The organism is Haloarcula sp. CBA1115 (genome assembly GCF_000827835.1).
In the GTDB taxonomy this organism is placed as follows: Archaea; Halobacteriota; Halobacteria; order Halobacteriales; family Haloarculaceae; genus Haloarcula; species Haloarcula hispanica.
The window spans coordinates 2,948,064-2,973,768 of record NZ_CP010529.1; the positions used below are offsets into that span (position 1 = coordinate 2,948,064).

General features: G+C 64.0%; 23 protein-coding genes. 11 read left to right on the plus strand and 12 right to left on the minus strand.

From position 1 onward, the window contains the following. Positions 1 to 140 precede the first annotated feature (140 nt). The 5 genes from SG26_RS14725 to SG26_RS14745 form a co-directional block, all read right to left on the minus strand. The gene (locus tag SG26_RS14725) at positions 141 to 2,594 is read right to left on the minus strand and encodes a methyl-accepting chemotaxis protein (RefSeq protein WP_050037974.1); all 2,454 of its coding nucleotides are present in this window, start codon (positions 2,592 to 2,594) and stop codon (positions 141 to 143) included. Then, the gene (locus SG26_RS14730; RefSeq protein ID WP_228841561.1) at positions 2,591 to 3,829 is read right to left on the minus strand and encodes an ABC transporter substrate-binding protein; all 1,239 of its coding nucleotides are present in this window, start codon (positions 3,827 to 3,829) and stop codon (positions 2,591 to 2,593) included. The genes SG26_RS14725 and SG26_RS14730 overlap by 4 nt, the downstream gene beginning before the upstream one ends. Before the next feature lie 128 nt (positions 3,830 to 3,957). Further along, positions 3,958 to 5,118 (minus strand): cell division protein FtsZ, encoded by a 1,161-nt coding sequence (gene ftsZ, locus SG26_RS14735; protein WP_004592941.1) that lies wholly within the window; start codon positions 5,116 to 5,118, stop codon positions 3,958 to 3,960. 103 nt (positions 5,119 to 5,221) lie between these two features. Beyond that, positions 5,222 to 6,577 (minus strand): D-aminoacyl-tRNA deacylase, encoded by a 1,356-nt coding sequence (locus SG26_RS14740; protein WP_050037976.1) that lies wholly within the window; start codon positions 6,575 to 6,577, stop codon positions 5,222 to 5,224. Next, positions 6,577 to 7,938: a sodium:calcium antiporter gene (locus SG26_RS14745; protein WP_007190461.1), complete on the minus strand. Its 1,362-nt coding sequence runs from the start codon at positions 7,936 to 7,938 to the stop codon at positions 6,577 to 6,579. Before SG26_RS14745 ends, SG26_RS14740 begins: the two co-directional genes overlap by 1 nt. Before the next feature lie 133 nt (positions 7,939 to 8,071). On the opposite strand from SG26_RS14745, the gene SG26_RS14750 reads away from it, so the two are divergent. From SG26_RS14750 to SG26_RS14770, 5 genes are all read left to right on the plus strand, one after another. Then, complete coding sequence (locus tag SG26_RS14750; RefSeq protein WP_050037977.1) at positions 8,072 to 8,869, plus strand: shikimate dehydrogenase; 798 nt, start codon at positions 8,072 to 8,074, stop codon at positions 8,867 to 8,869. A gap of 50 nt (positions 8,870 to 8,919) precedes the next feature. Continuing rightward, positions 8,920 to 9,507 (plus strand): helix-hairpin-helix domain-containing protein, encoded by a 588-nt coding sequence (locus tag SG26_RS14755; RefSeq protein WP_050037978.1) that lies wholly within the window; start codon positions 8,920 to 8,922, stop codon positions 9,505 to 9,507. A 70-nt stretch (positions 9,508 to 9,577) separates the two neighbouring features. Further along, positions 9,578 to 11,047, plus strand: a complete 1,470-nt coding sequence (gene pabB, locus SG26_RS14760) for an aminodeoxychorismate synthase, component I (protein WP_050037979.1) — start codon at positions 9,578 to 9,580, stop codon at positions 11,045 to 11,047. Continuing rightward, the gene (locus SG26_RS14765; protein WP_014040216.1) at positions 11,044 to 11,793 is read left to right on the plus strand and encodes an aminodeoxychorismate/anthranilate synthase component II; all 750 of its coding nucleotides are present in this window, start codon (positions 11,044 to 11,046) and stop codon (positions 11,791 to 11,793) included. The genes pabB and SG26_RS14765 overlap by 4 nt, the downstream gene beginning before the upstream one ends. Beyond that, positions 11,778 to 12,650 (plus strand): aminotransferase class IV, encoded by an 873-nt coding sequence (locus SG26_RS14770; RefSeq protein ID WP_050037980.1) that lies wholly within the window; start codon positions 11,778 to 11,780, stop codon positions 12,648 to 12,650. The genes SG26_RS14765 and SG26_RS14770 overlap by 16 nt, the downstream gene beginning before the upstream one ends. A 75-nt stretch (positions 12,651 to 12,725) precedes the next feature. Here SG26_RS14770 and SG26_RS14775 read toward each other — a convergent pair whose 3' ends face one another. Together SG26_RS14775 and SG26_RS14780 are read right to left on the minus strand one after the other, a co-directional pair. Next, positions 12,726 to 14,027: an alpha-amylase domain-containing protein gene (locus tag SG26_RS14775; protein WP_014040218.1), complete on the minus strand. Its 1,302-nt coding sequence runs from the start codon at positions 14,025 to 14,027 to the stop codon at positions 12,726 to 12,728. Between the two features lie 259 nt (positions 14,028 to 14,286). Beyond that, positions 14,287 to 15,345 (minus strand): trans-acting enoyl reductase family protein, encoded by a 1,059-nt coding sequence (locus tag SG26_RS14780; protein ID WP_050037981.1) that lies wholly within the window; start codon positions 15,343 to 15,345, stop codon positions 14,287 to 14,289. 217 nt (positions 15,346 to 15,562) lie between these two features. Here SG26_RS14780 and SG26_RS14785 point away from each other — a divergent pair, with 217 nt between their 5' ends. Beyond that, complete coding sequence (locus SG26_RS14785) at positions 15,563 to 15,979, plus strand: Rieske 2Fe-2S domain-containing protein (RefSeq protein WP_050037982.1); 417 nt, start codon at positions 15,563 to 15,565, stop codon at positions 15,977 to 15,979. A gap of 36 nt (positions 15,980 to 16,015) precedes the next feature. On the opposite strand, the gene SG26_RS14790 is transcribed toward SG26_RS14785, so the two are convergent. Then, positions 16,016 to 16,306, minus strand: coding sequence for a transcriptional regulator (locus SG26_RS14790; protein WP_004592932.1), 291 nt, complete (start codon positions 16,304 to 16,306; stop codon positions 16,016 to 16,018). Positions 16,307 to 16,431: 125 nt separating this feature from the next. On the opposite strand from SG26_RS14790, the gene SG26_RS14795 reads away from it, so the two are divergent. Next, positions 16,432 to 17,298 (plus strand): universal stress protein, encoded by an 867-nt coding sequence (locus tag SG26_RS14795; RefSeq protein WP_050037983.1) that lies wholly within the window; start codon positions 16,432 to 16,434, stop codon positions 17,296 to 17,298. A 71-nt stretch (positions 17,299 to 17,369) separates the two neighbouring features. Here SG26_RS14795 and SG26_RS14800 read toward each other — a convergent pair whose 3' ends face one another. Next, the gene (locus SG26_RS14800) at positions 17,370 to 18,005 is read right to left on the minus strand and encodes an FAD-dependent oxidoreductase (RefSeq protein ID WP_050037984.1); all 636 of its coding nucleotides are present in this window, start codon (positions 18,003 to 18,005) and stop codon (positions 17,370 to 17,372) included. Between the two features lie 205 nt (positions 18,006 to 18,210). On the opposite strand from SG26_RS14800, the gene SG26_RS14805 reads away from it, so the two are divergent. From SG26_RS14805 to SG26_RS14820, 4 genes are all read left to right on the plus strand, one after another. After that, positions 18,211 to 19,971 carry a 2-oxoacid:acceptor oxidoreductase subunit alpha gene (locus tag SG26_RS14805; RefSeq protein ID WP_050037985.1) on the plus strand — a complete coding sequence of 587 codons (1,761 nt, stop codon included), beginning with the start codon at positions 18,211 to 18,213 and terminating at the stop codon, positions 19,969 to 19,971. Then, positions 19,968 to 20,831, plus strand: coding sequence for a 2-oxoacid:ferredoxin oxidoreductase subunit beta (locus tag SG26_RS14810; RefSeq protein ID WP_014040224.1), 864 nt, complete (start codon positions 19,968 to 19,970; stop codon positions 20,829 to 20,831). The genes SG26_RS14805 and SG26_RS14810 overlap by 4 nt, the downstream gene beginning before the upstream one ends. A 256-nt stretch (positions 20,832 to 21,087) precedes the next feature. Continuing rightward, positions 21,088 to 21,873 (plus strand): methyltransferase domain-containing protein, encoded by a 786-nt coding sequence (locus SG26_RS14815; RefSeq protein ID WP_050037986.1) that lies wholly within the window; start codon positions 21,088 to 21,090, stop codon positions 21,871 to 21,873. A gap of 99 nt (positions 21,874 to 21,972) precedes the next feature. Beyond that, positions 21,973 to 23,343, plus strand: a complete 1,371-nt coding sequence (locus SG26_RS14820) for a deoxyribodipyrimidine photo-lyase (protein ID WP_050037987.1) — start codon at positions 21,973 to 21,975, stop codon at positions 23,341 to 23,343. 22 nt (positions 23,344 to 23,365) lie between these two features. Here the strand turns inward: SG26_RS14820 and SG26_RS14825 are convergent, their stop codons facing one another. The 3 genes from SG26_RS14825 to SG26_RS14835 form a co-directional block, all read right to left on the minus strand. Further along, entirely contained in the window at positions 23,366 to 23,851 is a 486-nt protein-coding gene (locus SG26_RS14825; RefSeq protein WP_014040227.1) for a metal-dependent hydrolase, read from the minus strand. Continuing rightward, on the minus strand, positions 23,851 to 24,399 hold the full coding sequence (locus tag SG26_RS14830) for a hypothetical protein (protein WP_050037988.1): 549 nt from the start codon (positions 24,397 to 24,399) through the stop codon (positions 23,851 to 23,853). Before SG26_RS14830 ends, SG26_RS14825 begins: the two co-directional genes overlap by 1 nt. Before the next feature lie 68 nt (positions 24,400 to 24,467). Continuing rightward, complete coding sequence (locus SG26_RS14835) at positions 24,468 to 25,634, minus strand: hypothetical protein (RefSeq protein WP_008309399.1); 1,167 nt, start codon at positions 25,632 to 25,634, stop codon at positions 24,468 to 24,470. Positions 25,635 to 25,705 lie beyond the last annotated feature (71 nt).

Below are 25,705 nucleotides of genomic sequence, written 5' to 3' on the forward strand. Positions count from 1 at the left end.
TCGTACCCACTGGTGGCTTTTCTATATTGTGGTGCGCGGCGACGAGTCCGCACCTCTCACAGAGCGCTTTGGGTACACCGTCGAAAAAAGTAGTCGACAGAGCGAAGCGATGGCCGAAACGGGCGTTCCGAACTCGTCGGTTAGTCGTCGGTCAACGCAGTCCCGTCCGATCCGTGTGCTCCCAGTTCACTGCCGTCACCGGCATCGCCGGTTTCGAACTGGTCGATGAGCTCCTTGAGGTCTGTCGCCTGACTGGAGAGCGACTGTATCTTCTCGGTGACCTCCGTGATCGACGCCGTCTGTTCCTCGGCGGACGCGGCGACGTTCTCGGCCTCGGCGGACGTCTCCTCGCTGATCGAGCCGACTTCCTCGGCCATCGAGACGACCTCTTCCATCGAAGCCGCCTGCTCGTCGGTCGCGTCGCTGATAGCCTGGACGCCGTCGTTTGCCTCGTTGACCTGCTGGACGATACTGGTCAGCGAGTCGGTCGCGTTTTCGACCGTTTTCTTCCCGGTGTCGACGCTCTCACCCATCTCCTGCATGTCCTCGACAGTGGTGTCGGTCCGGGACCGAATGTCGTCGATCATCGACTCGATATCGGTCGTCGCTTCCTGGGTTTCCTCGGCGAGCGTCTTGATCTCGCGGGCCACGACGGCGAACCCTTCGCCCGCCTCACCGGCCCGAGCGGCTTCGATGTTCGCGTTGAGCGCGAGCATGTTCGTCTGCTCCGCGATTTCGTCGATGAGCGTCGTGACTTCGCCAATGCGCTCCATCTCCTCTGCGAGGGACTCCACCTGTTCGATAGCTTCGGTGGACTTCCGTTCGAGCGCCTCGATTTCGGCGGCGGCCTGCTCGGCGTATTCGCGGCCGGACTCGCCGTCGTTGACGGCCTGCTGGGACTTCGACGCGACTTCGTCGGTCGACGAGGTGATTTCCTCGACAGTCGCCGACAGGTCGGTCATCTCGTCGCTCACCTGCTGGATGTTCCGGTTTTGCTCGTCAGCGCCTTCGGCGATCTGTTGCACCGACTCGCTCACCGACTCGCTAGCCGACCGCACTTCCTGTGCGCTCGCGGAGATCGTTTCCGTCGAACTGTCGACGGTTCCGGCGAACCCTTCGATGCGGTTGACCGTCCGTTCGAGCTCCGTGATCATCTCGTTGAAGCTCTCTGCGATGTCGACCATCGCGTCGTAGTCGCTGTCGGTGGCCATCCGCTGGGTGAGGTCCCCGGCCGCCGACTTGTCCATCACGTCGCTGAACTCGGCCGCCTTCGCTTCGAGGGCGGACGCCATCGCCTCGGCGTCTTCCTTCGCCGCCTCCGCCTCGTCTCTGGCGGCTTCGACGTCGGTAATCAACGTCTGGATGTCCTCGCCCATCTCCTCCAGCGCCGCGCCGAACTCACCGGGGATGCTCTCGTCGAGCGCCGGGTCGTCGAACCGCTTGTCAGCGAGCGCGTCGGCCTGGTTCGCAGCGGTCGTCAGGTACGTCTGCATCGACGCGAATGAGTCGTACAGTTGCCCCATCTCGTCGACGCGCGTGGTCTCGGGGAGGGTGCTGTTGATCTCACCGGCGGCGATGTCCTCGGCGCTTTCGGCCACGCGGGAGAGCGCGTTCGCGGTTCCGCGCCCGATTGTCACGCCGACGACGAACAGTGCCCCCACGGCAAGCGCCAGCAGGAGCGCGATGTTCTCGGAGACAGCCGACTGCAGGGCGAACGCGCGGTCCTGCGGGACGTGATACAGCAACGCCCACTCAGTGCCGGTGACCGGCGTGTACGCCATCACGTACTGGCCGTCTTCCATGCCCGTTCTGGCGGAGACGGACTTGTAGCCGGTTTCGCCGTTCAGTGCTGCTTCGACGCTCGTGTCGGTCGCGTCCCCGGTCGCTGCGTACTCTTCGAGAATAGAACTCTTCCGGTTGTCGAGAATGATCTGTCCGTTCGACCCGACGACCTTCACGTCGCCGGTCGCAAACGGTGACGTGAACTCGTGGGAGCGCGCTTCGAGCGACGCCGTCAGCACGACGTATTCGTCGCTGCCGGAGACAGGCTGGACGAACGCAATAACCGATTCGTTACTGCTCTTGTACGCTTCGGACGTGCCCGTCGGACCCGACGAGACGACTGCACCACTCGCGTCGGTCCACGGATCGTCGACGTTGCTCAGTGCGACGCCGTTCAGTTCGTCGTCGGTGCTGGCGGTGACTGTACCGTCAGCGGCGTCGACGTAATGAAGCGCCCGGACGTCTCCCGGTAACCCAATGAGCTTCTGTTCGAGCCACCGCTGGTGTTCTCTGTCAGAGGTGGACTCGGACCGATCACCGATAGACGCCGCGAGAAACGACGCTGTCGACTGCTTGTTCGAGACCCAAGTTGAGACGGAACTCGATTGGGACTCCGCGACACCGCGGATTTGATCCTCTGTCTGTGACTCAACTAGCGCCCCCGTTTCGAGGTTGATGGCTGCCCCACCGAGTGCGAGCAAGACGACCACGCCGAGCAACAGGACGCCGAACTTCGCCGCGTACCGACGCCGAATGACGTCAGGGAGCGCACGCTCCGTTGCCTGAACCAGCCGGCTCGGGAGCGAACTCATCGGGACCCTCCCGATTTGAAGAACTGTGGTTGCAATAGCTCCAGCGACTCGACTGACCCGTTAGTGACCCGCTCGATCAGGTACGAACTCAGCGGTTCGAGGTCAGCCGTCAGGTCGACGCTGCCGGACGCACCCTGGTAATTCACTGCCCGGCCTGCTTCAGTGAGTGACCGAACACGACCGAAGTCGCCGACAGAGACAGTGTGTCCAGACCCGCCGGAGACTGACTGAATGGTCTCGGCGATTGCCGGACCGCTGCTTTCGCCGGCCTGTTCGGCGGCACACGCCATCAAAAACAGCGCGTCGTACGCGTTGACCGAGTACGCTCGGGGATCATCGATATCCGGGAGCCGGCGGACCAGTTCGAAGTACGCCTGCGTTCGCGCAGAGGACAGCGACGCGCTGTAGAACCCGTCGTAGTACGACGGGAGGTCACCGCCGAACATCCCCGCAGACAGCACCCATGGAACGTCGTACTCCGACTGGTTGTACGCATCAAGGATACCGCGCTCCTGGCCGGAGACGCTGGTGAAGCTGACGGCATCAGGGTCGTTCTGGAACACGTCTGCGAGCGTGTCGTCGAACGATTCCGACGACGGGTCATATCGGATATCGGCGACGATATCGGCGTTCAGTGCCTCACGCTGTGCGTCCGCCAGTCCGGCACCGAAGGAGTTGTCGATGCTCAGTAACGCGACGGAGTCCGCATCGATGTACAGCGGGTCGTCGACGGCCTTCGCCATTACCACCGCTTGCGTCCCGTCGCTCGGCACTGTTCGGCCGAAGTATTTCCGGCCGTTGGCCCGGCCGGCAGTCGATAGCTGCGGGGCAGTACTGGCGGGGCTGACCTCCATGATTTCGTCGCTGGCTGCTTCCGGAGCGAGAGCGAGCGACGCATCACTGACGAGGCCGCCGACGAAGCCGATGACACCACGGTCGACGAGTGATCCGTACTGCTCTACCGCGGTTTCGGCGTTCGCCTCGGTATCAAGAATGGTCACTTCGACGTCGTTACCGCCGATACCACCGGCGGCGTTGACGTCGCTTGCTGCCTGCTCGACCATGCGCTTGCCGTGTTGTCCGAGTGGGGCGAGCGCACCACTGAGTGGGAGGAGTGCACCAAACTGAACAGTGTCACTGCCTCCGCTCAGAGAACCGAGACAACCGGATGAGAGTCCCAAGCTCCCAACGGCCAGACACTTTTTGAGAACATTACGCCTCGAATCTGAGTACATGCGAAGAGAGTTAGAATTTCCGGATAAACGCTTTTCGGCGAGAGTATCATTTATGATAGCAAACGTGTGGAGATAAATTCATTTACTGGCAGCTAGGGAGAGTCAGAAAACTGAGACAACGAGGCAGTTCAGTCGACGTAGTCGATGTCTTCACCGAGTTGCTGGGCGGCCTTCTCCTGTTCGGCCTCGCTCTGGCCGTATATCTGCGGGCTCTCGACGCCGGTGACGACGATCATCGTCTCCATCTTGCCCTCGAACTCGTTGTTGACCGACGCGCCCCAGATGATGCGAGCGTCGGGGTCGATGCGGTCGTAGATCTCCTCGACGACGCCCTCGGCTTCCTCGATGCTCATGTCGGGGCCGCCGACGACGTTGACGAGCGCGGAGTTCGCACCGTCGAACTCCACGTCAAGTAGCGGCGAGCGGAGCGCCGAGCGGATGGAGTCCTGTGCCTTGTTCTCGGAGTCGGATTCGCCGAGGCCGATCATCGCGACACCGCCGTTCTCCATGATGGTCCGAACGTCGGCGAAGTCCACGTTGACGAGGCCGGGCTTGGTGATCAGTTCGGTCATGCCCTTGACCGAGCGCATCAGCACACGGTCGCAAATCTTGAACGCGTCCTGCAGCGGCATCGACGGCGCATAGTCCAGCAGGCGGTCGTTCGGCACGACGATGACCGTATCGGAGACCGAACGGAGTCGTTCGAGGCCAGCGTCGGCGTTGGCACGGCGGCGTTCACCCTCCGCGGTAAACGGAATCGTGACGATAGAAATGGTGAGTGCGCCGGCTTCCTGCGCGGCCTGTGCGACGACCGGGGCCGCGCCGGTGCCGGTGCCGCCGCCGAGACCTGCGGTGACGAACACCATGTCTGAGCCGTCGATAGACTGCTGGATGTCCTCGATGTCCTCCTGGGCGGCCTCCTCGCCGATTTTCGGGACCGAACCCGCGCCGCGGCCGCCGGTGCGCTTGCGGCCGATGAGAATCTTGGTGTCGGCGGCCACCTCGTCGGCGAGGTGCTGTGCGTCGGTGTTTGCGGCGACGAGTTTGGCCCCGTGGATGCCCTCCTCCATCATCCGGGTGACCGTGTTCCCGCCAGCACCGCCACAGCCGACGACCGTGATCTTCGTTTCCAGGTCCTTGACGACGCTTGCCAGTTCCTCGTCGGACATCGTCCCGGACGTGGACATGTCTTGAGACGGCGTCGATGTCGTTTCGTCGACAGTTCCGCCAGCCGCGTCCTCCCCGTCTTGTTCTGCCTCGTCGATAGCGTCGTCAATTATCGAATCCATAATTTAAAACCCCCTTGCAGACGAACAGTTATTAGTTTTCCCCCTACGTCTGACGCACGTCTGACGTGTTGAGTCATAGTTTTACCGGCTGACGCGCCAGTGTTCACAGCGTATATCGACGTATACGCTCGCGCTGGAACCGCTCCGGGTCAATCTCTTCGCCGTCGATTTCGACGGATTGGCCCGAGGCGAGTTTCCCGAACTTGGGCCCTTCGGGGATACCGGCCGTTCGTGCGAGGTCCGGGTCGAACGCCGTCTCCCGGGCGACCAGTTCGTCCGCGGTCCAGTCGACGCTGTCGAAGCGCCGTTCGAGGATTTCGACCAGCGGTTCGACGACCGCTTCTATTTCTGTCGCCGCCGGACAGACAATCGGTCCGGTGAGGACAGTCCCGTTTTGCTCGGTCGCGTACGCGATGGACTGGCGTTCGATAGTCTCACGCAGTGCCTCGCTATCGACGCCGCGCACGTCGGAAATAAGCTCGTTCGGGAGGTCGATTACGGTCCATTCCCCGTCGTACCCGGACGCAAGCTCTCCGAACCTGAGACCATCGTCGACCGGCCGGACAGCGTCTTCCAGCGTCTCGACGAGGCCCAGGTCGACACCGGTCGTCTCCCGAACGAACGTCTCACTGACGACGCGGTAGCCCAGCGACTCGATGGCGGCCGTGAGGTCCGGCCGGTCGCCCTCCATGAGAGCGTAGTCGGCCGCGCTGGCCCGGAAGGCGCGGTCGAGCACTGTGTCGCGCTCCGCGTCGCTGTCGGCCCACTCCGCCAGCGCGTCCAACGACCAGTTGGCGGCGATGTGGCCGACCGCCCAGTCCGTCTCGCGGACGACCCGCTCGAACCGCGGGGCGTAGTGGCCGCCGCCGACGCCGAGGAGGTGGCGGCGCGTCCCGTTTTCCCGCGGCTTGTCGGCCGGCTCGTCGGCGAGGTCCAGTATCGCCCTGGCGGCGGCTTCGGCGGCGTCGGGGTCCTCCCACTGTGGCTCCGCACTGCCGACCTCGACAAACATCGACGGGACACCGACTGCTGTCGGGCCGTGGTGCGTACACTCCATCCCGACTTCGTAGTCCGGCGGAGCGTGGCGCTGGAGTGCCGACACCACGGCCTTGTGAGCCCCGGGACAGGCGCGGGCGAACTGCCCGTCTTCGCCGCCGTACTCCGCGACACCGAAGTTTCCGGTGTGGTGGGCTGTCAGGAGCTCGTCCGTCTCGCCGGCGTGTTTTGAGGCGAACACCAGCAGGTCCGGGTCGTCGAACGCTGCCGCGACGTTTTCGATGTCCAGATGTAACGCCTCGAACTCGCGGAGTTCCACGCTGTCAATCTGGTACACCGTACCGCCGCCTTCGTCGTCGGGCCGCGTTTCGTCGACGCTCGTTTCCCAGTCCCGCAATGAGCGCAGGTGCTCTCCGATGTGCATCGATGCCGCGTCGGCGTGTGAGACAACGATTCCGAGCATCAATCGGCGTTCTCCAGATGGACCGGTTCACGACCCACCGCGGACCGGACGGCGTCACCGGCCAGCCCAAGCAGGTGTTTCAGCGCTTCGCGGCGCTGGACGAACAGTCCGACCCCGAGGAGGACGTACAGCCCTGTATACGCCAGCAGAAGGTCGTGACTCGATATCGGCAGAGCGAGAAGGTCCCTGATGATGGCGAACTCCAGAACCACCTGCGAGATGAACAGCGCGAACAGCCCGATTGCTTCCCGGATACTGATCTCGAAGTTGACCAGAATGGCGAGCGCAAAGAAGGACTGGGCCGCTGTAATCCAGATCTCCGCGCCCTGTCTGGCGTCGAACGGCAGGACGCCGTACCCGCCGAGTGCGATGGAGTACACCACTGCGATGGTCCCGATGAGCAGCGTCCACTGATTGAGTTTCGAGGAAATGAGGGCGTTGAACCCCGCCGTCGAGCGGGCCTTGTTGACCAGCACGGCGACGACAATGAGCTCAGGTGACTCACTGGCCAGCGGGGCGACCCACTGGATCATGAAGAACTCGGGAATCCCGTTCGCGACACCGATCTCTTCGAGACCGTGGGCGAACGGCTCAACCGCGGTGAAAATCATTGCGCCGGAGTAGCCAAACAACGCCAAGACGACGAGTGGCCGCCACGGCAGCGACCACTCCTGGAAGTACTTTGGGACGCCGACGGTGTGCTCGCTGTGTTCGATATCGGACTTGAGCACGAGGCCGATGTACGCGACGTAGAGGCCGACCAGAAACAGCGTATCGAAGATACCGATACCGCCGCCGAGAGGGACAAGAAACGCCCACAGCGTCGCCAGAAAGAGGAAGGAGATCTCGGTTGCGATGTCGGTGTCCAGCTGGACGGCGTCTTTCAGGAAGCCGTCGCGTTTCGTGACTGCGGGGTCCCGTGTCTTTGCGGCGCGCCAGACGGTGAACACGGCGATACCCGCCCAGCCGATACCGATGAGGATGCGGTTCGCGCCGGTCATGTTCGCAATCGCGAGGTTCGCGTCGTGACAGGCGCGAGCGAGCCCCCCGCTTGCGGACTCGATTTCTGCCGCCGTGAACTGGCGACAGGCCTCCGTCGTCGCCCCACCAGCCCCGGCGTTCCAGGCGTACAGCGCGTCAACGGCGTACTCGGGAGCCACGGCGAGAATGGCGAGGACGGCGATAGCGAACGCCCTCGGTACGTCTTTCTCGGCGGTTTCAGCGCCCCAGGCCAAGAGGAACGACGCCCCGAGGACGGCGAGCCCACTGACCGCGACGGTGGTCACGTTCCCGACCTCAATGCCGGAGATAAATAGGTAAATCCAGCCGACAGTCAGGGCCAGCGCGACTGCGACTTGCATCAGTGGATGGCGAAAACGACTCACTGTCGGAAGTGTGGCTGGGTCTGGCTGAAAAGCTTGCGAAAGTGTCGGCTGCAGACCGTGCTTCCCACAGAGCGTGGCGTTCATACGACCGGGGCGCGCTGGCGTTGGTATGGACGTTTACGGACTCATCGGGAACCCGGTCGGGCACTCGCTGTCGCCGCCGATGCACGAGGCGGGCTACGAGGCACTGGGACTTGACGCGCGCTACGTCACGTTCGAACCGTCGGCTGACGCCGGTGCCGAAGCCGTCGAAGCGGCGGAGACGCTCGGAATCGACGGCCTCAACGTTACCATCCCGTTCAAGCAGGACGTACTCAACGCCGTCGACCCCGCGCCGCTCGCCGAGCGCATCGGCGCGGTCAACACCATTGATTTCGCGGGTGAGACGCCGACAGGCTACAACACGGACGCCGTCGGCGCGGTCCGAGCACTGGCACACCACGACGTCTCGCTGTCCGGCACTGCTGTCGTCGTCGGGGCCGGCGGCGCGGGACGCGCAGTCGCGTTCGGCCTCGCCGACGAGGGGCTGTCGGTGCGGATAGCAAACCGAACCGAATCTAAGGCGCACGCGCTGGCCGAGGACGTCCCGGACGCGACGGGCCACGGCCTCGATTCGCTCGCTGACCTGCTCGCAGACGCCGACATCCTCGTCAACTGCACCAGCGTCGGCATGGAGGAAGACGAGACGCCGGTCCCCGCTGACGCGCTGCACGGCGACCTCGCGGTGCTCGATGCGGTGTACACGCCGATAGAGACTCGTCTGCTACAGGACGCGGCAGCCGCTGGCGCGACGACAGTTGACGGCGCGTGGATGCTCCTGTATCAGGGGGTTGAAGCGTTTGAACGCTGGACTGGCGAGGACGCACCTGTAGACAGGATGAACGGCCGATTGCGCGAACACTTGTAACGGAGCGGTCACCAGCAAGAGATTTGTGTTGGGGATAAATACGTTCATGTATGGGTCTGCTTCAGAAATTGAAATCTGCCCTCGGGCTTGACGGGACTGGGTCATCCACGTCGGGAACCAATCGCGACGTGGACGTGACCGTCGAGCGAGAGCCTTCTACTGAAGACGAAGACGCTGTGAAGGGGACGAACACCGCGACGACTACCGAGACCCACACATCCGATACCGCGGACGGGGCCGGGACTGAATCAGGGGATGGGAGTGCAACATCTGCTCAGACGGCCGAGTCGGAGACTGCGGCGTCACCGACTGCGACCGACGACGAATCGACATCTGCGACCGATGCTTCTCCAGCAGGGTCCGAGCAAGAACCAGTGGTCGACGACGAAGCCAGCGACTCGGAGGCCACCGCTGACGAAGAACCGGCCGAGGCTGATGCCGAGACTGAGGACGAGGAAAGTACTGCCCCAGTCACGGAAATAAAGGGTATCGGTCCCGCCTACGCCGACCGACTCGCCGATATCGGTATCGAGACGGTGGGCGAACTGGCCGCTGCGGATGCAGCGGACATCGCCGCAGACACCGACCTCTCAGAGAGCCGCGTTTCGGGCTGGATCGAGCGGGCCGAAGACTTCTGAAACCGTTGACGTTCCGTCTTTTTGCGCCGAACCGCAAGGGAATTAGTCGCCGCACTGTTTTCGTTCGGTAATGCAATCGGTCGAAACCGACCGGACCACGTTCACCGACCTTGCGGCCGACGCGCATCCAGCGGCGCGCGTCCCTGTCGAGGTTCGAGTGGACGTCGATGACCCGTTTCTCGCCTATCGTCGGGCGCGCGACGAAACTGGCGGCGTGTATCTGGCGACGACCGGCGGCCAGTCGGGGTGGGGTTACTTCGGGACCGCTCCGGCGGACTTCCGCGAGGTCGACCCCCGAGCTGGCGGGACCCTCGCCGCACTGACTGAGTTTCTCGACGGCGAGCGGCTGGTCCGTGGTGACTGCGACGTACCGTATCCCTGCGGAGCCGTTGGATGGCTCTCCTACGACGTGGCGCGGGAACTGGAGTCACTGCCCGACAGCGCCGATGCCGACCGCGCGCTCCCAAACCTGCAGGTGGCCCGCTACGACCGCTTCGCCGCTTGGGAGGAACCCCGCGGTGAGTCGGTGACGCTGCGCGTGACAGCCTGCCCGCGGGTCGACGACTTTGAGACGCCCGAACTGGCCTACGAGTTCGGCAAGCAGCACGCGCTGGACTTGGCGCGGGCAGCGGCACAGGGCGACCCCAGTGTCGAGGATCCGCCGGTCGAGACCGATGAAGCAACCTTCGAGAGTGACTGCACGCGCGAGTCATTTGCTGACCGAGTCCAAACGGTCAAGCAGTACATCCGCGACGGCGACACGTTTCAGGCGAACGTCTCACAGCGTCTCCGCGCACCCGCCGCAGTCCATCCCGTCGAGGCGTTCGACGCGCTTCGAACTGTGAACCCCGCACCGTACTCTGCCCTGCTTGAGTTCCCTGGCGTTGACCTCGTCAGCGCCAGCCCGGAACTCCTCTTGCACCGCGACGGCGACCGTATCGAGACCGAACCCATCGCTGGCACCCGCCCGCGGGGCGAGACGCCCGACGCTGACGACCGACTGGAAGCGGACCTGCTCGACGACGGGAAGGAGCGGGCCGAACACGCGATGCTCGTCGATCTGGAGCGCAACGACCTGGGGAAAGTGAGCAAATTCGGGAGCGTGGAAGTGTCTGACTACCGCCGCGTCGACCGCTACTCAGAGGTGATGCACCTCGTCTCGGTCGTCGAGGGCCGACTCCGTGACGGCGCGTCCCTGCAGGAAGCCATCGCCGCGGTGTTCCCCGGCGGCACCATCACCGGCGCACCGAAACCCCGGACGATGGAGATCATCGACGAGGTTGAGGCCACGCGACGGGGGCCGTACACCGGCTCTATCGGCCTGTTCGGCTTCGACGGCCGGGCGACGCTGAACATCGTCATCAGGACCCTGGTCCGGTACGCCGAGGAGTACCACCTCCGCGTCGGCGCGGGCATCGTTCACGATTCGGACCCGGACAGCGAGTATCAGGAGACGCTTGACAAGGGCTGTGCGCTGGTCAACGCCGTCGACGAAGCGCTGGGGAGACGCGTCGACCTGGCGATGGAGGACCAGCAATGAGCGGCTCCCGTGGTAGCGACGGCAGCGACGATAGCGACACCAACGCCGCGGGTGGCCCGACGGCGGACTCGCTGGCTCCGACCGTGCTGGTCGTCGACAACTACGACTCGTTCGCGTACAACCTCGTCCAGTACGTCGGCGAGGTGGTCCTCCGACTCGGCGGGACTGAGGACGACGTCATCGTCCGGCGCAACGACGCCATCGACATCGAGGGTATCCGCGAACTGGACCCCGACGGCATCGTCGTCTCGCCGGGGCCAGGGACGCCCGAAGAGGCGGGCGTCTCGATGCCGATCTTCGAGGAGCTGGACTACCCGACGCTGGGCGTCTGTCTCGGTCATCAGGCGCTGTGTGCGGCCAACGGCGCGCCAGTCGGCCACGCCGAGGCGGTCGTCCACGGCAAATCGTCGTCGGTTACCCACGACGGAACAGGCGTGTTCGAAGACCTGCCGGACCCCGTCGAGGTGGGTCGGTACCACTCGCTCGCGGTCGACCGCGAGGACCTTCCCGACGTGCTGACTGAGACGGCGTACACTGTTGGCCACGACGATGCCGACGGAGCCACAGAGACGCCAGACTCGTCCGAACCTGCCACCGCCGACGGCACGGACGAGTCCCAGGTCGTCATGGGCGTCCGCCACAGCGACCGCCCGCACATCGGCGTCCAGTTCCATCCCGAAAGCATTCTGACCGACCACGGCAAGACCATGATCGAGAACTTCTGCCTGCTATGCAATACCACGTAGACGGCGACCTCGTCCCCGAAGACGAGGCGACGGTGTCAGTGCGCGACCGCGGGTTCATGTACGGCGACGCGGCGTTCGAAACGCTCCGGGCCTACGGCGGCGAGCCGTTCCGGTGGGACGCCCACCGCGAGCGCCTCCAGCGGACGGCCGAGACGCTGGGGTTTGCCGACGCCGTGCCTGGTGACCTCCGGGAGCGCGTCGACGAGACGCTCGCGGCCAACGACCTCGACGAGGCGTACGTCCGGCTGTCGGTCACGCGGGGCGTCCAGCCCGGGAAGCTCACGCCGGGGAGCGATGTCGACCCGACGGTCGTCGTCATCTGCAAGGGGCTCCCGAGGGGCGGGCTCAACGGCGAGTGCGTCTGGGACGAGCCGGCGTCGGTCCAGACGGTCCGGACCCGGCGGATTCCGAGCGAGGCCGTCCCGGCGGACGCGAAGACCCACAACTACCTCAACGGGATTCTCGGCCGGCTCGAACTCCGAAAGGCCGCCGCTGGCGGCGAACCAGCCGACGAGTGTCTCATCCGGGACACGGACGGGAACCTTGCAGAAGGGGCGACGAGCAACCTCTTTTTCGTCACGGACAACGGCCTCCGGACGCCGAGTACGGATCTGGACCTACTGCCGGGGGTCACCCGCGACGTGGTAATGGACATCGCTCGCGGCGAGGATTTCCCTGTCGAGACCGGTCACTATTCGCTCGATGCCCTGCGTGACGCCGACGAGGCGTTTCTCACCAACTCGACGTGGGAGATCCGCCCCGTTTCGACCGTCGACGGTATCTCCGTGGGGAGCGGGCCGATGACGAAGCTCCTTCAGCGGCTGTTCGACGAGCGAATCGAGGAGCGGTACTACTGATCGCGCTGAAGGTAGTGGAAAGCGAGCCAGCGCGGGTCGCTGGCGTGCCAGCTTACTGGTGTCCGCGTCCGCGGTCTACTCGGGTGCGTAGCAGACCCAACTTGTCGCGGGAACGGTGATCTGGACCCAACTATCGCCGTTGGTCGAGATATTGCCCGCGTTGCCGCTGTAATCGTTGAGTGTCTGGTTCGTCCAGCTCGTGGGGACCCACTTGCTCCGCTGGCCGCTCGCACGGTTCAGGCCGACGAGGAGGTTCCCTTCTCGCTCGTAGACGTACAGGTCCTGGTCGACGTGGCGGGTCTGTGAGCCGCCGCTCGCGAGGTTGTTCCGGATCCAGAGGAGGTTCCGGATATCGTCGTCGTCGACGCTGATACGGTTGCTGTACACGCGTGGATACCCCTCGTACGTGAGGATGTAGGCGTACGCGAGTTTCTCGTAGTCCGGCGGCCCGCTGTCGTGGTTTGAAACGAACGTAAACGCCTGGAACGGCGACTGATTCACCATGCCGGCGCCGTCGAGCGCCTGCATGTTGCCGTCGCTGTGGAACGCCTCCTCTTTCATCGTGTAATAGAGCGGGTAGTCGGTGACGGACATCCCCGTGTCGGCGTACCCTTGGCAGACGCCGATATCGCCGTCGAGCACCTCACCCACTGTCCAGAGATCGAGGTCGTCGGCCCACTGGTTCGCGTAGTCGGCGAAAAACGACTCGGGGACGTGTTTGGCGGCGTCCCAGCGAATACCGTCGACGCCGAGGTCCGCGTACTTCTGGACGTAGGCCTGCAACTCGCCGCGGACGTACGCGGACTCCTGTTTCAGGTCCTTCAGCCCGACGAGCCAGTCGTCCTCGACCGATTCCGGGTTGTCGTAGTTAATGTCGTCTTTCGGGTGGAAGTCGCGTTCGCTGAACCGGGGGAGGTCCGCGAACGTAATGCCCGGCGCGTCCCGGAAGTCGTCGTTTGCGGCCATGTGGTTGATGACCGCGTCGGCGACGACGTCGAGGTCCTGATTGTGGGCCTCCTGCACCATCGCCTCGTACTCGTCCTCTGTGCCGAACACGCTGTTGAAATCCGTCAGGTCGACGGGCTGATAGCCAAGCGGTGGGTCGGTGACGCCGTTCTGATGGCTCCGGTCGAGGCGGCTCCGCTGGGCCGGTGGGACCTGAATCGCGTCGTAGCCCTGTTGTGCGACTGTTTCCAGCGTCGCTGTGATCTCTGTCCAGTCTGTGTGGTAGTACTGGTACACCGCGCTATCGCCGACAGCCGCGCTACTGCCGACTGAGGCGGCGGTGCCGAATACTGCGGCACCGAGCACTCCGATTCCTTTCAGAACGGTTCGCCGAGACGCCTGCTTACTGCCGGTAATTCGGGGTCGATTCATTTGCTCTCCGAGGTATGTCTCATGTTATCTACCATGCTTTTCCGCAAAAGATGATGAGATTCTACATCACAATAAATAGTTGGCATATATGATTTGTTACATATCGGAAGTCAATCACACCTGAACAGTAATATAGCGATGATACGGGGACTGAACCACTATCTCTACCGCGTTTCCGGCTCCCGGAAGACACACTTCGACGCTCCTATTTTATTTGTGATATATACCCGACTTTCTCACCAACCTCGAAGTAGTCCGTTCACACCACGTCTTCGCGCTCGACACCGTCGACAGCGAGAATGAGGTCGGGACCGTACGCGCCGGCGGGCGTCTGGAACCCGGCGGGCGCGTCGCCGTCGATGACCCGCTGGGTGATTTCGACCGCCGTCGCCGCCGTGAGGTCGTAGGTGTGTGGCCCTCGCAGTCGGGACTCGACGCGGTCGCCGTCGTCAGTTCTGGCTTCGCCCCAGACGAAACTGGGCACACTTGCGCGCTCTTCAGCGTCGGGTCCCTCGGTCGTCTGCTCGATAAACCACTTGAGCGTGGCTTTCACCGGCGGGAGACCGAGTACGGGCGCGAACAGCCCCGCAAATCGCTGCTGTCGGGCCGCCGACGGCGGCATCGACATGTACACGGTCACGTTCGGTATGCCGGTGGTGTGGTACGCCGTCGACACGTCGCCCCACGGGATCGAGACGGTGTTCATCCCATCGTGTCCCCAGCCGAAGTCTATCTCGCGCGATTCGCTCCCGACGGTCACTCGCTCTATGCGGCCGTCGCGGCGCACCGCCCCGCCTGCGTCGATGTGTTCGACCATCGTCTTCGCGGTTCCCTTCGAGACGCCCATCTCCGCGTGAAACGCCAGCGCCAGCGTGTCGGCGTCGGGCAGCCGGTCGGCGAGGTGTGCAGCGAGGCAGTCCGTCGGGACCACGTCGAAACCGACACCAGGCAGGAGCATGATCCCGGCCTCCCGTGCTTCGCTGTCCCGCTCGTGGATGGCCTCAAACACGTCGAGCTCCCCGGTGATGTCCAGGTAGTGCGTCCCGGTTCGCAGGCAGGCCTCGACCATCGGCTCCCACGTCCGGCTGAACGGGCCGGCGCAGTGGACGACGGCGTCGGCGTCGTCGAGCAGCACGTCGAGCACTTTGGGTTCATCCAGCCCGACGACTTCGGACTCACAGCCGAGTTTGATCGCCTGCGTCGAGAGTTCGTCCCGGTTCCGGCCGGTCAGTACGGGCTCTAATCCCCGGTCGATGGCCGCCTGTGCGATGATGTTGCCGGTGTAGCCGTACGAGCCGTAAATGACGACATCTCCCATAGCGTCGCGTTCGCAGCGTCCCCCGATAACAGTTGACACTGACTCGACAGCCTGGCCAGTGACCGCTGGCCGCTCACTTCACGAGAGCTTTGGCCGCGCTCTGGCCTCGCTTCTTACTGCACGGTGCCGTTTCCGTCTGAATAGCCCGTGGCGCTTCACGCGGTTACTCGCCGGGATCGGCGGTTTGAAACGGGTTACGTCCGTACGGATGCGTAGTATGGACGAGGACAGCCGTATCGTCGCGCTGGACGAGGTGCCCGCTGACGGAACCTTTCTGTTCACTGTTCGCGACGGCTTCGACACGAAGGAGGCGATTATCGTCGAGTTGTCCGACGCGGTCGTCGCGTTCGAGAACTACTGTCCACACTGGACAGACGTCCGACTCGACAAAGGCAGTGGGGCGACTGTTCGGAATGGGGAACTGGTGTGTGAGAAACACGGGGCGACGTTCGAATCCGATTCGGGGCTGTGTAACTACGGCCCTTGCGAAGGAGCGGTTCTGGAGGAAGTTTCGATTACCACCGAGGACGACGTCGTCTACCTGACCGACGAGCGCTACGAGTTCGAAAACCAGGGGCCGTCCGGCGACCACGACCTCTCCTCGCGCGGTCGCATCGGCTTCTCCGGGAACTGAGCGGCTGGAATCGGCTTCTCCGGGACTCCGTACCGGTTAGCTGATCCGGTACGCCGGCTCTGAGACCGCTTCGCATTTACACTCCGGACACCGGCTTGGTCGGTTTGTCAGGTCGTCGAAGTCCGTGAAGCCGCACTCCTCGCACTCCGGCGGCGCGACGAGGAGCTGTTCGTCGGTCGATTCCAGGGATTTCGAAATATGCTCTACGTGCGTGAGCGCGTCGCTGGTCTGTATTTCGAACTCGTTCGCGATTGTCCCGGCGGCCATCGCTTCGTCGCGTAGTTGGTCAGCGATGCGCTGGCGCGTCGTCCGACTTGCCTCGCGCATGGGAGAAGTTGGCATCCGATTGTTATAGGCTTTGTTCCGGACTCACTGCGTCGCAGTGACGCTCTCCCACGTTCCTGTACCAGCCACGATACTTTATCACCGACGGCGGTGAATAGCGACACCCAATGTTCGACAGAATCCTCGTTCCGACCGACGGAAGCCCCGGTTCCGAGCGCGCGTTCGAGGTCGCCGCGACGCTCGCCAGCACTCACGATGCAGCCGTCCACGTTCTCTCGGTCGTCGACGAACACGGGCCTACGGACGACTGGGACTACGACGGCGACTCCCCAGCAGAAGCGTTCATCGAGTCCCAAGCCGACCACGTCGACACCGAGGGCCTGTCCGTCACCACCGCGGTCCGCGAGGGAGTCGTCCACGACGCGGTTCTCGACTACGGCGACGAGAACGAGATCGACCTCATCGTCATGGGGACTCACGGCCGCACCGGTGTCCGGCGCTTCCTCCTCGGCAGCGTTACCGAGAAGGTCGTCCGCCTCGCCGACGTACCAGTCCTCTCGGTCAAAGCCGACGCGGAGCCGGGGACCGTCTCGTTCGACGACATTCTGCTCCCGACTGATGGCAGTAGCGGCGCGGAGGCAGCTATCGAACCGACGGGCGCGCTCGCAAGCGCGACCGATGCCACTGTCCATCTCGTCTCGGTCGTGGATACGCGATCACTCGGCATCGATGTCGGGTCGAGCGTTATCGTCGACGAACTGGAGTCTGTCGCGACGGATGCTGTCGGAGATGCGTCCGATCGACTCTCCGGGATGGGAGTCGAGACTGTCGAGACAGCTATCACGCACGGTGTCCCGTATCGGGCCATCCTCGACGCCATCGAGGAGACTGATGCCGACCTCGTCGTCATCGGGACCCACGGTCGCACGGGTGTCGACCGCTACCTGCTGGGCAGCGTTGCCGAAAAACTGGTCCGAACCTCGCCGGTTCCGGTGATGACCGTTCGAGCGTCGGACGTCGGCGAGGAAAGCTAACACCGCTCCCAGCGGTGTATCGTGGAATTATAGCCAGCCGGCGAGACGACGCTCGGACGGCACTCGACCGCCTATCCGAAGTTCTCGACTTTCGCGTCGTCAGTGCTGACGCCGGCAGCTTCGAGCGCTTCCGTGGCGGCGTCGAGGAAGTCCGCGAAGCCGTAAATGAACACCTGGCCGCCGTCTTCGATGGCGTCGGCGACTGGCTCAGTCAGGGATTCCTCGCTGTCGATGACCGAGACGAGCGCCCCGGCCTCGGCGAGCGCGTCCAGTCGGTCCTCGTGGACCGGCGCATCGTCCTGATACACGACTGCAGCCTCGTTGCCGTCGTCCAGTGCGCGCTCGGCGATACCCACGGCTGGACCGACGCCGGGCCCACCGGCGAGGACGACAGCGCGACTCTCGCCTTCGTAGTAGTCCGACCCGAACGGCCCGGCGATGCGGACACCGTCGCCCGCTTCAAGCGCGCCGAGTTGGGGGGCTAGCTCGCCGTCGGGGTCGATGCCGACGGTAATCTCGAACGCCTCGTCGACTGTCGGCGAGGAGATTGTGTAGAACCGCGAGATGTCCTCCCCGTCGACGCCCAGCGTCAGCTTGACGAACTGCCCCGGCTGTGCGTCGAAGGCCTCCGGTGTCTCGAAGTCGATCGCCACGGTGTCCGGTCCGACATCTCGGACGGCAACCACGTCGAGGACTCGTTCATCCATACCTGAGAGTTGCCGTGACTGGGCAAGGGGGTTACGGTCGCGGAGTTTCACGTTAGCCAGCATATGTTGCCGGTGTTTTCCCACATACGGGGGATTATGCCGGTATTCCCTCGAAACTACGGCGGAATTCACTCGAAACCGAGTAGTGCGCGCGCGGGCGGTTACGGAAGGCTTTTCCTGCCACGCTGGCTACCCGAGGGATATAATGCCAGAGGACCTGAACTGGGCCATCGGCGGCGAAGCCGGCGATGGAATCGACTCCACCGGGAAGATTTTCGCGCAGGCACTCTCCCGGGCTGGTCGACACGTCTTCACCTCAAAGGACTTCGCCTCCCGCATCCGCGGCGGGTACACTGCCTACAAGGTACGGACGTCAGTCGACCGGGTTGAGAGTGTCGTCGACCGCCTGGACATCCTGATCGCACTCACCGAGCGCACGATCCACGAGAACGAGGACGAGCTCCACGAGGACTCCGTCATCATCTACGACGGCGAGCGCTCGACGATGCAGGACGTGGAAGTGCCCGGCGACGCGACGGCGCTCGAAGTACCGCTGAAACGACTCGCCGAGGACGCGGGTGGGGCCATCATGCTCAACGTCGTCGCCCTCGGTGCGGCGTGTGAGGTCACCGGCTTCCCCATCGAGAACCTCGACGAAAGCCTCGAAAAGCGCTTCGGCGACAAGGGCGAGGCCATCGTCGAGAACAACAAGGAAGCCGCCCGGAAGGGACAGCACTACGTCCAGGAGGAGTACGGCGAGTTCGACTACGACATGGAGACCACCGACGAGGACTACGTGCTCCTCAACGGCGACGAGGCCATCGGCATGGGCGCTATCGCCGCCGGCTGTCGCTTCTACGCCGGCTACCCCATCACACCGGCGACGGACGTGATGGAGTACATGACCGGCCGCGTCGACCAGTTCGGCGGCAAGGTCGTCCAGGCCGAGGACGAACTCTCCGCCATCAACATGGCCCTCGGTGCGGCCCGCGCCGGTGCCCGAGCCATGACCGCTACGTCCGGTCCGGGTATCGACTTGATGACCGAGACGTTCGGGCTTGTCGCCACCAGCGAGACGCCGCTGGTCATCTGTGACGTGATGCGTTCCGGTCCTTCGACCGGGATGCCGACCAAGCAGGAACAGGGCGACCTCAACATGACGCTGTACGGCGGCCACGGCGAGATTCCGCGCTTCGTCGTCGCGCCGACGACCGTCTCGGAGTGCTTCTGGAAGACCGTCGAGGCGTTCAACCTCGCCGAGAAGTACCAGACGCCGGTGTTCCTCGTCTCGGACCTCGCGATGGCCGTGACGGAACAGACGTTCTCCCCCGACACCTTCGACATGGACGAAGTCGAAATCGACCGCGGGAAGGTCGTCGACGAGAACGAGATCGACGCCTGGCTGGACGAGAAGGGGCGCTTCCAGGCCCACTTCGCGGCCGCAGACGGGGTCTCACCGCGTGCGTTCCCCGGGACGACCGACGGCGCGCACATGACGACCGGCCTCGAACACGACGAACTCGGCCGGCGGACCGAAGACACGGACGTGCGTATCGAGCAGGTCGACAAGCGCCAGCGGAAAGTCGAGACCGCCCGCGAGCAGGAGGACTTCGACTACCGCGAGTTCGGCGACTCCGACGCCGATACGCTCGTCATCTCCTGGGGCTCCAACGAAGGAGCCCTGCGCGAGGGGCTGACACTGCTGGAGGAGGACGGCTACGACGTGCGGTTCCTCTCGGTGCCGTATATCTTCCCACGGCCGGACCTCTCCGAGGAGATCGAAGCCGCAGACGACGTCATCGTCGTCGAGTGTAACGCCACTGGCCAGTTCGCGGACGTCATCGAACACGATGTCCTCGAACGGGTCCAGCGCATCAACAAGTACAACGGCGTCCGGTTCAAAGCAGACGAACTGGCAACCGAGATCAAGCAAACGCTTGACACACCCCCGGAGGCAACACAATGAGTTCCGACGTTCGCTTCACAGACTTCAAATCCGACAAGCAACCGACCTGGTGTCCCGGCTGCGGTGACTTCGGGACGATGAACGGCATGATGAAGGCACTGGCAGAGACGGGCAACGACCCCGACAACACCTTCATCGTCGCCGGTATCGGCTGTTCCGGTAAGATCGGGACGTATATGCACAGCTACGCCCTTCACGGCGTCCACGGCCGCGCCCTGCCGGTGGGCATCGGCGTGAAGATGGCCAACCCGGACCTCGAAGTGATGGTCTCGGGCGGCGACGGTGACGGGTACTCTATCGGTGCCGGCCACTTCATCCACGCCGTCCGCCGGAACGTCGACATGAGCTACGTCGTGATGGACAACCGCATCTACGGGCTGACCAAGGGGCAGGCCTCGCCGACGAGCCGCGAGGACTTCGAGACCTCGACCTCGCCCGACGGGCCGAACCAGCCGCCGGTCAACCCGAAGGCGCTGGCGCTGGCCTCCGGTGCCACGTTCATCGCGCAGTCGTTCTCCTCGAACGCCCAGCGCCACGCCGAGATCGTCAAGCAGGCCGTCGAACACGACGGCTTCGGCTTCGTCAACGTCTACTCGCCGTGTGTGACGTTCAACGATGTGGACACCTACGACTACTTCCGCGACGCCATCGTCGACCTCGACGAGACCGACCACGACCCGTCCGACCGCGACCAGGCCAAGGACAAGATCCTCGAAAGCGAAAAGGAGTACATGGGCGTCCTGTATCAGGACGAAGACTCCGTTCCCTTCGAGGAACGCGAGGGCGTCGAGGGCTCGATGGCCGAGATCCCCGACGGCGCGCCTGAAGGTGCGATGGATCTCGTCCGCGAGTTCTACTAGTACCTTTTTCGACGGGGGGTTCGCGCTCGCCACTGGCGAGCGCTCAACCCCCGCCCAAAAATCTACGCTAAAAAGGCGACTTCGCGGCGCGCCGCGAAGTCGTGAAACGGCGGCCTGCGGCCGCCGTATGCTGGTGGTTCTATTTGAACCGGTAACAGTGACGGTTTCTCAGTAGTAAATCCCAGGGCCGAGTTGAGTCGAGTGCAACGCTACCGAATGGTTTTATTTATGACAGCTGAATGGGCAGTGTACGGAAATGGGCGGCACACTCGACTACGACGAGGCGGAAGCCCGGCAAGAGGAAGCGATATACAGCACGCCGGCGGCCGTGGCGCGACGGGAGCGAGTACGGGACCTGTTCGCGCCCGAACCAGGCGACAAGGTTCTCTCTATCGGCTGTGGGCCGGGCTTTGAGCCGGCGGAGATCGGCTGGGCGGTCGGCAATGCGGGACACGTTCACGGTATCGACCGGAGCAAGGCGATGCTCGAACTCTCCCGAGCGCGCTGTGCCCCGCTACCGCAGGTGACCCTAGCACAGGGAAACGCCGATGACCTCCCAGTGGCCGACGAATCGGCTGACGCGGCCGTTGCGGTGCAGGTGTTCGAGTACCTCGAAACAGTTGCTTCGGCTGTTTCGGAACTGGCCCGAGTTCTGCGGCCCGGCGGGACAGCTGTCGTCTGTGACGCCGACTTTTCCTCGCTGGTGTGGCGCAGCCCCAATCCCGAACGAATGGCGCGCGTTCTCGATGCCTTCGACGACCACTGCCCGCACCCGCGGCTGGGTTCCCACCTTGCCCCGCATCTTCGCGGGGCCGGACTGACGATTGACCGGGTCGAACCGAACACCATCGTCAACACCAGCCTCGACGACACCTTCGCGGCCCACCTCATGACGTTCATCGAGGACTACGCGGCCGACCACGAGGCAATCGGGCCGAGAGAGGCACAGGCCTGGGCCGATGACCTCCGAGAACAGGCGGCTCACGGGGAGACCTTTTTTAGTTTCACGCAGTACTGCTACCTCGTTCACAAGCCCGCGTAGCGGTCTCAGTATCCCGACCACAGACTGTGCTGTGGCCTTGATTCCCACACACAATAGAATCGGGTTCGGACCCATATGCAGGTATCCCCAATGAAAGGTATGCACGTCTTCTGGCACCAGCGTGACCTCCGGATACCGGACAACCGGGGGTTGACTGCCGCCGCCGCAGACGACGAAGTGTTACCGGTGTACGTTATCGACACAGACCTGCTGGCAAGCGTCGGGAAGCGCCAGCGGGCGTTCCTGCTGGCCGGTGTGCGAGCGCTGAAACAGGCCTATCGGGACCACGGTGGGGACTTGCTCGTCAGGAAGGGGGCCGCCGTCGATGTGCTTTCGGACGTCGTCGAAAAGTACAACGCTGACCGCGTGTACTACAACGAGCATTACCGTCCCGCGCGACGCAACCGCCAACGCCGCGTCGACGACGCGCTCTCGACGAAATCGCTGACCGACCTCGTGCTGGTCGACCCGGCCGGACTTGACCGCGAGTACGAGAACCACAGTCGCTTCTACGACGACTGGCAGGCCCACCACAAGCTACCGCCGGTCGGGAGTCCGGACTCGGACTCGCTCGTCGATGTGTCGGACCCGACGACGGCCCCGACCATCGATACGGATATCGACCTGCCGACGCCCGGCTACGAGGGCGCACGGCAGCGGTACGACGACTTCCTCACCGGCGGTATCGAGACCTACAACGACACCCGCGACGACATGCGGGCCGCCGTTGAGCGGCCCACCAGCGCCGTCTCGCGTATGTCGCCGTATCTCGCAGCGGGGATGATCGGCATCCGCGAGATGTGGCGCGACGCGTCCGACCGCCACGCCGAAGCCACCGGCGACGCCCAGCGGAACATCCAGAAGTACCGCTACGAACTCTCCTGGCGCGAGCAGAACTACCATCTACTGTACTACAACCCCACATTGCTGTCGGAGAACTACAAGGCGTTCCCGAACCCCATCGAATGGGAAAACGACGCGGATGACTTCGAGGCCTGGAAGCGCGGCGAGACGGGGTATCCGCTCGTCGACGCGGGGATGCGCCAGCTCGAACGGGAGGGGTACATCCACAACCGACCGCGTCAGAACGTCGCTTCCTTCCTCACGAAGCATCTCCTCGTGGACTGGCGCGAGGGGGCCCGTCATTTCCGCCGGAAGCTCGTTGACCACGATCCCGCCAGCAACGCCGCGAACTGGCAGTGGACAGCATCGACCGGGACCGACTCCGTGGACGTACGTATCTTCGACCCGGTCGCACAGATGAGCAAGTACGACAGCGGGGCGGACTACGTCACGGAGTATGTGCCAGAGCTTCGCGACGTTCCGGCGAACATGATCGTCGACTGGCCGACGCTCTCGAACGGCGAACGCGAGGAACTGGCACCGGAGTACCCACATCCAATCGTCGACCGGAACGCCGCCTACGAGCGAGCCCAGCGCGTGTTCGAGACAGCGCTGGGGAAACGCTGAGGGAGGGTCGAGGGAAGTGGCGCTACGCTCTGTACTGCACAAAGAGATAGGCCGCCACTGCAACGGACCCAGTGACGCCGGTGAGCCAGATATCCGTACTCAGATACAGCCCCGGCGTCGGCGGGTGGTACTGCGTCAGTGGCCACAGCACTTCGTAGGACCGCCCAGAGGCTTTCAACAGGAGCGCATCGGCAAACAGATGGCTGGTGGCTCCAAGCGACAGCAGACCGAACACGCGCCGTCGGTCGGAGCGGTTCACGACGACCACGCCAACGAGGACGGCGACGAGAGCGCCGCCGAGCGTATGGACGCCCAGCCAGTCGAACGGGATATCCAGTGTTGCCTCGACGGTTGCAGCATCCACGAGAAGCTTGATCTTCGCCATGTCCGGGATGAACGCGCCGGCCATCCCCACGGTGACGTACTCTCCAGAGAGCCAGTCGTACCGCAGTGACAGGAGGGTGCAGATGGTGAACGCGATGAAAGCGTGCGAGAGCAGATCCGGCATCAGGCACGCACCTCCCGCATCATCGTAAGGAGCGCTCGTATCGGCCTGAGCGGCTCTTCACGCCGGCACAGTGCCCCCGTTTGCCAGTCAAGCCGCCAGCCACAGATCAGTCGCCCGAGGGTCCACAGGCCGGCGAGGGCAGAAACGAGGTACATCGCAACGTAGTTTGTCGCGGGCACACTCACGCTGTTCTCCGCGGTGATGGTCCAATCCGGGCCGAGCGTCCCGTACACCTGCAGCGATTCGCCTTCGGCGACGGCTCTGTCGACGTTCCGGACCGTGACTGTGAGCGTCCCGCTGTGGCGCTCGCCGCCAGTAGCGTACTCGTACTCGACGGCGATTTCGACGGGGCTGGTCCCACTGACCGTGCCGGTCACCTGAACGTACTCGCCGACGTGGCTGTCGTAGTCCTCGGCCAGTGCGTCCTCGGCTGGGTAGTCACCCAGCGCCGGAGCGGGCGTGGCCGCACCGAATCCGACCATGAGCGCGAACAGCACGGCCAACAGTCCACAGATAGCGACGACCCTGCCCACCCACGAGTGAAGCATTCAAATTCCGGTGCGGGCGGCGGGATATAAACTCTGGCGCTTGGGTCGAGTCGCTGTCGTTCGTGCGCCTACTCGGGCTTGCCGGGTAGGACGTCCGGGTCGCCGGAGCGGTAGATGTACTCGACAGCGACGCCGGTCAGCGGCGAGTCGGCGGCCGTCGCGTACGACTTCGCGAGGTCGAGATACTGTTCGGTCACGTCGACGACGCGCCGATAGGCGGCTTCGTCGTCGGGCGCGAGCAGGTACTCGGCGGTGACTGGCGTCAGTTGCCCCTCCGCGCGGTCGTCCTCGTAGTCGTCGACGTCGTCGAGCCACACCTGCGCACCGATGATGGCGAGGACGATGGCCTTCGCGAACTCGTCGTCGATATCGAGGCCGGCGAGTCGGTAGAGGTCCAGCATCCCGTCGTAGAGGACGCCGACGCGGGCGTACTGGGTCTTGCTGTAGGGGAGTTCCTTTTCGGTCTCGGTGAGTGTCGCCGGCTCCTCGTCGTACTCGGCGAACTTGTACTCCTCGCGGATATCGGTCAGAGAGTCCTCGTCACCGTCCTCGGCCGCGGTCATCAGCTCCCGGAAGTAGCCGTCGCGGTCCTGATGGGCCTCGCTGTAGTCGACGGCCCACTGGTAGGCGTTCTCGACGACAGGTGGCATATCCTCCAACAGGCCGTCGAGGTGGGACTGTAGCGCGGATTGGGCGACCTCGGCGACGCGGCGGCGGTCGGCTTCACTCGCGTCAAAGTCAACCTCGAAATCTTCGAACTCGTCGTCGTTGATGGCGTCGCGCATGTCGCCGTCGATGAGCGCCTCGATGGAGAGGCGGGTCATCTGCTCGGCGCGGACGACCATCTCGCGGGGCGCGAGGTCCTGTGCCGGCCCCTTTTCCAGTGCCGTCTCGTCGACAGTCGGCACGCCGTCGGCGATAGCGTCGATAACGGGGTCGCCGGGTGCCTGCTGACGGGCGTTGCGGTAGACGTAGCCGAGCGTCAGCTGCGCGGGCAGGATGAGCTTCGTGTCATAGGAGAACTCGACCGGACGGCCGAACTCGTCTTCGAGGGCGTCCTCGATGCGGTCGGTCACGTCGTCGACCATCGCCTCGGTGCGGTCGTCGATCTCGGATTTCAGCGAGAGGCTGCCGGCGTCGAACACGCCGGTGTCCGCGTAGTATCCCAGTACCGCCCGTACGGCCGTGGGAAGCCGCCGCCTGTCCGCGAGCACGCCCGCGCCTGTCTTGAACATTGTATGTCGCCCCGGGTGTTCCCGTCATGGTAGTGGGGCCGTCTTTACCCTTTCGAGACCGCCCTCGGTGT